General features: G+C 39.5%; 9 protein-coding genes and 1 other RNA gene. 4 read left to right on the forward strand and 6 right to left on the reverse strand.

What is annotated here, in order from left to right; all coding sequences use genetic code 11:
• Position 1 precedes the first annotated feature (1 nt).
• Positions 2-931, forward strand: coding sequence for a type IX secretion system membrane protein PorP/SprF (locus tag R8N23_RS12830; protein WP_318172005.1), 930 nt, complete (start codon positions 2-4; stop codon positions 929-931).
• Between the two features lie 110 nt (positions 932-1,041).
• The gene (locus R8N23_RS12835) at positions 1,042-2,298 is read left to right on the forward strand and encodes a Xaa-Pro peptidase family protein (protein WP_318172006.1); all 1,257 of its coding nucleotides are present in this window, start codon (positions 1,042-1,044) and stop codon (positions 2,296-2,298) included.
• A gap of 59 nt (positions 2,299-2,357) precedes the next feature.
• On the opposite strand, the gene R8N23_RS12840 is transcribed toward R8N23_RS12835, so the two are convergent.
• Both R8N23_RS12840 and R8N23_RS12845 read right to left on the reverse strand, forming a co-directional pair.
• Complete coding sequence (locus R8N23_RS12840) at positions 2,358-2,729, reverse strand: DUF6768 family protein (protein ID WP_318172007.1); 372 nt, start codon at positions 2,727-2,729, stop codon at positions 2,358-2,360.
• Positions 2,713-3,303: an RNA polymerase sigma factor gene (locus tag R8N23_RS12845; RefSeq protein WP_318172008.1), complete on the reverse strand. Its 591-nt coding sequence runs from the start codon at positions 3,301-3,303 to the stop codon at positions 2,713-2,715. The genes R8N23_RS12840 and R8N23_RS12845 overlap by 17 nt, the downstream gene beginning before the upstream one ends.
• A gap of 160 nt (positions 3,304-3,463) precedes the next feature.
• On the opposite strand from R8N23_RS12845, the gene ssrA reads away from it, so the two are divergent.
• Positions 3,464-3,859, forward strand: a transfer-messenger RNA (tmRNA) gene (gene ssrA, locus R8N23_RS12850).
• Positions 3,860-3,889: 30 nt separating this feature from the next.
• Here ssrA and R8N23_RS12855 read toward each other — a convergent pair.
• The 4 genes from R8N23_RS12855 to R8N23_RS12870 form a co-directional block, all read right to left on the reverse strand.
• On the reverse strand, positions 3,890-5,458 hold the full coding sequence (locus tag R8N23_RS12855; protein ID WP_318172009.1) for an SDR family oxidoreductase: 1,569 nt from the start codon (positions 5,456-5,458) through the stop codon (positions 3,890-3,892).
• A gap of 150 nt (positions 5,459-5,608) precedes the next feature.
• Entirely contained in the window at positions 5,609-7,405 is a 1,797-nt protein-coding gene (locus R8N23_RS12860) for a M2 family metallopeptidase (protein ID WP_318172010.1), read from the reverse strand.
• A gap of 101 nt (positions 7,406-7,506) precedes the next feature.
• Positions 7,507-8,403 carry an RNA-binding domain-containing protein gene (locus R8N23_RS12865; protein ID WP_318172011.1) on the reverse strand — a complete coding sequence of 299 codons (897 nt, stop codon included), beginning with the start codon at positions 8,401-8,403 and terminating at the stop codon, positions 7,507-7,509.
• Between the two features lie 37 nt (positions 8,404-8,440).
• Positions 8,441-9,421 (reverse strand): SDR family oxidoreductase, encoded by a 981-nt coding sequence (locus R8N23_RS12870; protein ID WP_318172012.1) that lies wholly within the window; start codon positions 9,419-9,421, stop codon positions 8,441-8,443.
• A 321-nt stretch (positions 9,422-9,742) separates the two neighbouring features.
• Between R8N23_RS12870 and R8N23_RS12875 the strand changes: the two genes are divergently transcribed.
• The gene (locus R8N23_RS12875; protein WP_318172013.1) at positions 9,743-10,192 is read left to right on the forward strand and encodes a hypothetical protein; all 450 of its coding nucleotides are present in this window, start codon (positions 9,743-9,745) and stop codon (positions 10,190-10,192) included.
• Positions 10,193-10,271: the final 79 nt, after the last annotated feature.

A 10,271-nucleotide genomic window follows, 5' to 3' on the forward strand; every position in this document is an offset into this window, starting at 1 on the left:
AATGAAAATTGTAAAGGGACTTCTAATAGGTGTATTGGTTTGTGTATGCCAGCTAACTATGGCTCAGCAGAGACCTGTATTTTCTACGTATCCATATAATGGTCTGGCTTTAAACCCTGCGTATGCAGGTAGCCTAAACTTGTTCTCTGCTATATTGACCAACAGAAATCAATGGGTTAATATTGATGGAGCACCGGTTTATCAATCACTTACTGCTCATACAACACTCCGTGAGAAGAATGTTGGGGTCGGCTTGAATGTGGTTAGAGATGTAGTTGGTGTACATGAGCAATATAGTGTTTACGGCAGTTTTGCTTACAAAATTCGAATGAGCAAAGGTATCCTTGCCATGGGGCTTCAAGGAGGCTTTGACCAGCGGACGTCGAACTTGGATCAAATAAACTGGTTTGAACAAGACGATCCCTTATCAGTCTTTACAAAAAGTTTTAATCCTAACTTTGGCATGGGGATTTACTTTGCGAATAGAGATTATTTCATAGGAGCTTCTATTCCCTACTTTCTTACCCCTGACGTGATTGATGGTGGCGGAGACAGCGCTATCCCATCGGAAGGCAAGGCTTCAAGATACTACTATATCAATGCTGGTTTCGTTAAAGATATAAGTCGTAATCTAAAGATTAGCCCTTCAGTTTTGCTTCGTTTGCAAGATGACTCTCCAGTCGCGTTTGATGTTAACTTAAATTTCATCATCAACGAAATTGTTTATGCAGGTGTTTCCTATCGCTATCAAGATTCGTTTTCGTTAATGACTCAATTGGTGCTGAATGAAAACTTTAGAATTGGTTATGCCTACGATATACCATTTGGGAGCTTGGGAACTTACACAGCTGGTTCACATGAAATATTCTTAAATTATAGAATACCATTGAAGTTCAGCAAGAAAGATGGACTGTGTCCTGTATACTTCTAAAAATACTGATCCCGCTCGTAGCGGGATTTTTTTTTGACCGTTCATCAACTCTTCACCTTCAAATTTAGGATTTTCACTAAATTGGTTTTCCATTAAAGAAAATACCAAACGTGAATAGAAGAAAATTTATAGAAAATAGTGCGATGGCTGGGTCGGGTCTTGCGCTAATTGGTTCAACCTCATGCACCACTTCGGATCATACTGACAAAAAAGTAAAAATTCAATCTATCGTTGAAGGAGTAGACTATATCAATACTGAAGATAGAATTCAACGAATTGAAAAGGCTGCACAACTTATGCAGCAACATCAAATTCATTGCATATTCATCGAATCAGGTACTTCACTAGAGTATTTTACTGGAATTAAATGGTGGCCAAGTGAGCGGCTAACAGGAGTTCTCATTTTTTCTGATGGAACACTTCAATATATAGGGCCTGCTTTCGAAAAAGAACGATTAGAAGAAATGATCACGCTCGAAGGAGATGTCTCCAGTTGGGAAGAACATGAAAATCCGTTTGAGTTAGTTGCTCAACTATTCAAGGCCAAAAGCGGTGCTACAGCCACCTTAGGAATTGAAGAGAATGTTAGATTTTTTCAATCGGATGGCATTTCCTCTTATTTAGGGCAAGCCACTCTCATCAACGCCAAGCCAATCACAGCAGGATGTCGAGCTATTAAAACAACTAAGGAGTTAGCATTGATGAAAAAGGCCAATGAAATCACACTTGAAGCTTATAGAATTGGTTTTTCAAAACTCAAAGAAGGCATGTCACAATATGATTTGAGTGCTATTGTAGCAGAGGCTAGTACAGCTCTAGGTGCTACGGAAGCAGGTTGGGCAGGTGCTATGTTTGGTGAATACACCGCATTTCCACATGGAAGCAAAACGGTGCAACAATTGAAAGAGGGAGACATGGTTCTAATAGATGGTGGATGTAAGCTGGGTGGCTACCAGGCAGACATTACCAGAACTACAACCTTCGGAAAACCAACCCAACGCCAACAAGACATTTGGAATATTGTGAAAGAAGCGCAAACGGCAGTTTACGAAAAAGCCAAAGCGGGCGTGCCATGCGAACTCTTGGATGCTACGGCACGGGCGGTTGTAGATAAATATGGTTTTGGCAATGGGTATGAAAATTTCTTTCATAGGGTTGGTCACGGCATAGGAATGGACTTTCATGAGTGGGAATACCTTGTCAAAGGCAACACTACTCCTATGCAACCAGGTATGTGCTTCTCGAATGAGCCGGGAATTTATCTTTATGGTGAACTTGGAGTAAGACTCGAAGATTGTTTCTATATCACCGAAAATGGCTACGAGGCCTTTACTCCGCAAAGTCCGTCAATAGAAAACCCGATTTGATACTAGTGAAATGACTACTTGAACGAATATCGCTTTCGTTCAAGTAGTGCACTAACATTTTAGTCTTTATGCGCCAACAGCAGCTGTAATCTTTTGATTTCGCGAAGGATAGCGTTGCGCTGCATTTGATGCCAATTCCACAACTTCAGCATCGTAGGGACAGTCATAGCCCCTATTAAAGCTAAACTCCATCGAATAAGAGAATTGGTCTCCTCGATCTCAAGTACCTTTAATAAACAAAATACAGATAATACTACAAAGCCAAGAGAGATAATACCACCTCCGATGGTCCACCATTTCATTTTTCCTTCGAGCAGTCCGCCAATCATTTCAAATGGCGATTGTTCTTTTAGATTTTCATAATAGGCAGCTTCTTCATTAGAAAGCGCCGTTTTGATCATTTCATCGATCTCTTCATTCTGGTTTTTCATGATTCTGTGGTTTTAATAATTTCTTTAATTTTTCACGAGCATGAAACAGTCTTGATTTGACGGTTCCTTTTGGTATACTTAAGATGCCAGCAATAGACTCGATGGAGTTAGATTCTAAATAATAAAGCACCAAAATCAGTTTACTATCCGGATTCAATTGCTCCAAGGTATTTTCCATCGCTTTGATCAGGCCCTCACTAGATGCTGAAGTACTATCTGCAAAATCTGTAATACTAATGTTATCAATTTGATCAGCTCCATTTACATATTGCTTTTGATTCGCTCTTTCTCTTTGATGCTTTCGTACCCAATCAATTGATCGTCGATCTACTATGGTCCGAATCCATGCGCTGAACTTACTTACATCTTTGAGTTTATGCAGATTGCCTATCAACCATTGCCAAACATCCTGCACAATATCTTCAGACTGTTCCCAATCGTTCGTTCTGATGTAGGATTGATATAGCAGCTTTTTATGCCATTTGGTGACCAAGTGGCGAAAAGCTATCTCATCACCCTGCTGTGCATTTAGCACCAGCCATTCGTCTAGCAGGTTTGATTTTTCGCGCATCATCAATAAGTAGTCGTATTCTTTGCTGAAAGGTTCAATTCATGAGATTTTATTAAGTACTTGAATTTATAAAATCTAGCATCTCCTAATCATATATTCTCGTATAATCCACTAAGTTTGCAACCGCAAAAAGCCGATGGCTAATTGTTGTTCATTGATTTATGGGGTCGACCGGTTTTGACAGTAAGTGTGGATATTGTACTTGCATGTCGGGTGTTGAGTAAGCACACGTGATCAATTTACTCATATTCTATTTGGCGAATCTAATTACGCCATGGCTGCTTAATTTTTTGCGATAGCGAAAATTATTAATCTTGGCTAAGAGTCAAGACAGACACATCCCTCCAGGCTTTTGTCTTATGAGCAGGATCAAGGGGTGTCACCTAGTAAGACTAGCTTGAGGCGAAGTTGCTAACCGATAGCGAAGCTAAAGTAACTGGTAGGAAAAGTGGGTTGTTGAACGCCAGCTCTCCTACGAGATCCTAAGTTTCAACTATGCATGTAGACGGTCCAATATGACCTTATCTGGACGAGGGTTCGATTCCCTCCGACTCCACAAAGAAAGCCTCGCGTTTGCGGGGCTTTTTTATTACCACGAAGTCGGTTTATAATCCTTCAAAAATTTACCATTCCAGTGCTTGCCTGTATTAATACCCTCAAATAGAGGATCAAGGACTCTGGCAGCTCCATCTACTATATCCAATGGCGGCTGAAAATCGTGTAGTTCCTCTTTGCGTTTGGCCAATTCTACAGGATCTTCATCCGTAACCCAACCGGTATCAACGGCATTGGTATAAATTCCATGCTTGTGCAATTCGGCCGCAGAAGTCAAAGTCATCATATTTAATGCCGCTTTAGCCATATTGGTATGAGGGTGGCGTGACTCTTTATGGAATTGATGAAATTTTCCTTCCATGGCAGATACGTTGATAATGTGCTTCATTCCGGTATTCTCTTTCTTCATCAAATTCACCAGTCGGTTGTTGAGAACGAAGGGAGCTACGGAGTTCACCAATTGCACTTCAAGCATTTCGATAGTATCTACTTCACCGAGCTTTAGACGCCAACTATTGGTTTTCCTTAGGTCTATTTGCTGCAGATCAGCATCCAGTTTGCCTTCTGGGAATACTTCTTCGACCGTGAGCGAATTGTCAATGCTATAGGGAATCTGAGACAATTGTGCAGAAGCACTTAAGCCAATCCCAAGCTGTTTGCCATGCCAGGAAACGGGTATGTTCCTACTTTGACCTTGCTTGAAATCAGCACTCAATTCTTTTAGTTCCTGCACACACTGCTCATGATCAGAAAGCAAAGTTTGTGCGTGAATAGGAAGCTCCTCAAATGCTTGCTGCTCAGTAGGCATGAGATGTGAATAGAAACCGGCGGGTCTCCGAACCGTTTGCGCTGCGTTGTTGATCAATACATCCAATCGATCATATTGCTGTTCAATGAAATTACAAAATATTTCAACACTAGGAATGTGCCTAAGGTCTAGTCCATGAATTTTGAGCCGATGACTCCAATCCTTAAAATCTGGTTCTTTGGCATATCTCAGAGCCGAATCTTTAGGGAATCTTGTAGTGGCTATTACGGTTGCTCCTGCCCTAAGCATCATCAAAGAAATATGATAGCCGATCTTGAGTCGCGACCCAGTAACCAAAGCCACCTGCTCCGTCATATCAGCAGATTGAAAACGCTTGGCATAATTAAAATCACCACAAGACTTGCACATGGTGTCATAGAAGTGATGCAGTGTATGGTAACTGTTTTTACAGACATAACATTCTCTAGGAGATTCCAAAACCGTTTCTTGTTCATTTTCTCCAGTTAGCGCAATCATTTTGGGTGCCACAAATATTGACGCTTCTCTTGCACTCCTTATTCCAGTATTCTTACGGGCCTGTTTGTCCTTTTCTTGTTGCTTCTTTTTGATTGATTTCCTTGCTCCTTTTTTCCGTTTCAGGAGTTCTTCCTTATCCGGTCTCGACAGTTTTCCAGCAGCCATCAATAAAGCCAAACGCTGCGCCTTGGGGATCTCAAAGATCTGATTCGTATCAACGGTAAGTGATTCTAATACCGCAATACATTGATTGATTTGTTCTTCAGACCATGCAGTATGTTGATTTGAATCTGCCTGGCTATTGTTTTCTTCTTCCATGTGCTCGAGTGAATTACAAAAGTAGCTTGATTAGCCATAGCAATCCGAGTTCCATAAGAAAGGATTTTTAGTTCGTGTAACTTAGAATTCCATAAAACAACAAAGGCTACGAAATTCGTAGCCTTTGTTCATTTTCCCTTATGCAGAAGCTTACATTGGTGAGTCGCCTAATGTATGGGCTCGTCCTTCATTTACTTCTTGTAAATAAGCCATCAACGGCTCGAAATATTTAAGCATGGCTTTGGCACTGATTTCTTCCCCCGTGTTTTCTTTCATTAGCTTTCTCCAGTCTTCGGTAGCTCCCTTAGATAAGATATTTTGCAAGAACGCACCTGCTTCTTTGGAACCATAGTAGTTCGTAGCACGAGGATCTTGTTTCAAGATATTCTCCGCTATATAATTATGCAATTGAAACAAGATAACCGTAGACAAGCTATAGTCATAGTACTGTGCGGGGTCATTGTTGATATGAGTTTTTGATGCCGCATCGCAATACTCTTCTCCTCTTTCCGATGGAGGAACGATACCTTGATACTTCTTCTTCAACTCCCACCATTTTTGATTGTATTGATCAACAGGCAAAGACTCGGCATAGAGACTATTTTCAAATTGAGTCATCACACCAGAACCCCACGGCATCACCACTACCATGTCCAATGCTTCCTTAAGCAAAGTTTGCATTTCATCAGTGTCCACTCCTTCTTCAATCAAACCAAGTCCTTCTAAGAATGGCTTTTGCATAGCTGCAAGTCCCATTTGCGAACCTACACCTTCATGAAAAGCTCTATTAGCTCCGCCTCTGAGTAAAGGTGGCACATTCGGATTCGTGTATTCCATGTAGTAGTAAATATGCCCCAATTCATGGTGAGTAGTTTCATACCATCTTGAATTTGGAGTCACACTCATTAAACTTCTTACATCATTTTGCAAATCCATGTGCCAGGCAGAGGCATGATTGTTCTTTTTATAATCAGCACCTTCAGGAAGCGGATACAAACTTGACTTATCATAAAAGCTTTGAGGTAATGGCTCAAATCCCATACTCACATAAAATTGCTCAGCTTGTTTGACGAGCCATTCTGATCCTTTTTCTTCCAAAATGGCATCCAAGTCAATCCCTTCTACTTCGACCATCGAAGACCAGCTCTGTCCCCATCGATTTGGCAGCCAATGTGCAGGCAGCATTTCAGGAACTTCTTGTCCATACTTAGACGCCAACTCATATCGAGCATAGGTATGTAACTCTCTATATAATGGCCAAATATCCTGAATCAATTTTTCGCACAACATGAGCATCTCTTCTCTGCTCATTCCATAGTCTGACACCTGATAAGTAAAATAGTCTTGGTAATTCAGCGCTTGCACCGTTTGATTTCTCAATCTCACCAAATTGGAAAGCCCATCCTTTAGCCCCACACCTACTTCCTTACTGGTTTGCCATGCGGCTAATCGTTCTTCTAGATCATTGCTAGACTTCAATATTTCATCAAGTTCGTTGGTAGTTACAGATTTTCCATCGATTTGGAAGTCAAACCCAAACAGTGCTGCATTCTGAGCGGCATCCGCCTTAATCTTTTCTTCCACCAGGTCAGAAACTGTTCCAGGATTAGATGCCGCCGCATAGAGTATAGCCTCCAACTGTTTGACTTGAAGGTCTGTTAGTGATTCTTTATTCTGTAGAAATTTGGTTGCCTTTTCAATATTTTCAGCACTCCCAGTGAAGGTAGCATAAGCTCCTCCCGCTTGAGATACATTGTAAGCAGCCAAGGTATCTCCATCTACAATTTTGGTATTGGCCTCCCATTCTGCTTCACTATATTCAGCATACAGTTTTAAAAATTGATCTGTATAGGAAGTAAGAAATCGGTCTACTTCTGAGACACTGTTTTCGGTTTTATTACTGCAGCCAACTGTGGCTACCAGTAAAAAGAAAGCTAGTTTTTTCATATTTATTTTTGGGTACATGAAAAGCTAAATTACTATAATGACATTTAGAAAATCAGCAATCCCCTAAAAGAAATGGCGCCCTTTGGACATTCGACTGTCTATCAATAAAAACGATCTGAAATGTATGCATAAATTTTACTAAGTCTCATACTTGTAGTAGAAGGTCCTGTCCGAATAAAAAACTCTTCCTTGCCATCAAAGTTTAAATAGGCGGGTGAAGCTGTTGAATGACAATCTACTCTTAAAACACTTTTCTCATCAATATTTACAAGATGCATATCAACAAACTTCAAGTGGATACTGCCTAATTTATCTTTTATCAAGTTCGTTAAATGAAGAAGCAACTTATCTGAATTTGGAAAACGGTCTGTTTCTGTACCAAGCACGTTACCATCATCTTCAACACCTATCAATAATGTTCCTCCCTTGGAATTCAGAAAAGCCGCAATAGTTTTCAAACTAGCCTTTTCAATTGCAGTATCTTTCTGTCCTGTCCTTAAATTTATTCTTAGAGTAGATTTGAATTCAATGAAATCACCTTCGCCACGTCTTATGATTTCTTGGGTGGTAGCCTGCTCGCGAGTGATCAAATAGCTTGAAATATTTGCACTCAACTGACGCACTACTTTCAATGCTATAGATGAGTTAAGAAACTCAGAATTGAATAGTTTCTCTCCTTCAATTCTAATGATAATAGAGTCCTTGGCAGCTTGAGTTTCACCAGAGCGAATAGCTTGATTGATAATACCAATTTCACCAAATATTTCTCCTGGCATCAAAGATTTAAATTCACTCCCATTGATCGTGAGTTTCACCAGACCATTCATAATGATAAACATATATTTAGGTATATCATTCATAGTAAAAATGACCTCACCTTTTTTGTATTCTTCCACAGACATGATCTCAATGAATTCATTTAGTTCATTATCCTCAAGGGTTGGAAACAGTTGATTTTTTTTTATAAAGTCATTAATAATTAATGAATCTACAGGCATAATTTCATGTGGTTATAATTTATCAAAATGCTTCCTTTTAATGGCTCTCAAAGTACCATTTGACAGTTTCTCTTAATCCCGACTGAAAATTAAATTTGGGATCATAGCCCAAAAGATTTTTCGCCTTATCAACGCTGGCTAATGAATGGGGAATATCTCCTTGTCTTTCGGGCCCATGAATAATTTCAATATTATTGATAGCAGGGTCATACTCACTAAGATATTTCTGTAACCAATTGGTCAAGTCATTGAGGGTGTTTCGTTCCCCATATGCCGTGTTGTAGACTTGATTCAATGCCGCTTCATTAGTCGTGCCTAGCGCCAAAAGATTCATTTGAATCACGTTGTCAATGTATGTGAAGTCTCTAGAATATGCGCCATCTCCGTTGATTATCGGCGATTCATGCTTCATGAGAGTTTTAATGAACTTTGGTATTACAGCTGCATATGCACCATCCGGATCTTGTTTTTTTCCGAAAACGTTGAAGTATCGTAAACCAATTGAATTCAATCCATAGGTTTTGTGAAAAATTTCCGCATAAAGCTCATTGACATACTTAGTTATGGCATAAGGTGACAAAGGCTTCCCAATGTTTGGTTCAACTTTGGGCAGCTTCTCCGAATCTCCATAAGTAGAAGAGCTGGCCGCATATATGAAGCGTTGAACTTTTGACTCTTTCGCAGCTACCAACATATTCAAAAAACCAGAGACATTGACTTCGTTAGTAATAATAGGGTCATTGATAGACCTAGGTACTGAACCCAGCGCCGCTTGATGCAAAACAAAATCTACATCCATAACTGCCGCATGGCAAACAGCCAAATCCCTGATATCCCCTTCGATCAGAGTAAATCCAGCATCTTTGATAAATGGCTCTATATTCTCCCTTTTTCCAGTAGAAAAATTATCGAGACAAACCACCTGATTATCTAAGTCCAAGAGTTTTTCACAAAGGTTGGAACCAATAAAACCGGCACCACCAGTCACCAATATTTTCTTACCACTCACAAAATCCATAGTCGCAAATTAAAAGGAATATTATCAGATAGACCGAATTAAAAGACATACTAATCATAAGAATAATTGCGGCATTGATCGAAAAATATTGATATATAGCCAATAAATCATTCACTTAGCAAAAGAATCAACTTCATATTCAATAATTATCAAAACAAATGAGGGTAACCCTCCCAATCGTTGTTTATAAAATATCTTGCTCACGACATAATAATGGTATCATTATTGAGTTTTAAAAATGTGTTATGAATAGGTCTCATCGGAGACCAACAGTTTGTGTCGATCGGTGGGTCGGCCTTTGAAATAAAAAATGTTAAGCAGATGAAAAAACTATTAACCGTGCTATTGGTTGGTGCTCTAGGAGCTACAGCGACCGCCCAGGAAATTAATTCCTATACCCAGCACAAAATCAATCAGGGTGTCAGTATAGATGTCAAAAAGATTAATCGTGTAGAAAAATACGGCTGGGACAATTTTGAAGTTACCTATCGATTGAAAAACAATACAGAGTTTGACTTATTCAAAGTAGATCTGACTTTGTATCTAGTAGACAAAAATGATCGACAGGTAGGCGTAGTAGAAATTCATGATTTTAAAGTTCCTAAAAAATCTGACGCAGAATATCACTATGTTGATCTTCACTCTCCGTACGTCAATGAAAAATTTGACAAAATTGTAGTGGTAAAAAACAATTTAGAAATTATGGTGGAAACACCTGAGGCAGTAAGCATTGCGAAAATCAATTGCGAACCAGCTTTCAGCATGAAATAAGAATTAAGATATTAAACAGGTAATAAAGAGGGTCACTCATTGAGTTGCCCTCTTTTTGTTTTATGATGCTGGTATTTCA

It is taken from the genome of Reichenbachiella sp. (assembly GCF_033344935.1).
Taxonomy (GTDB): domain Bacteria; phylum Bacteroidota; class Bacteroidia; order Cytophagales; family Cyclobacteriaceae; genus Reichenbachiella.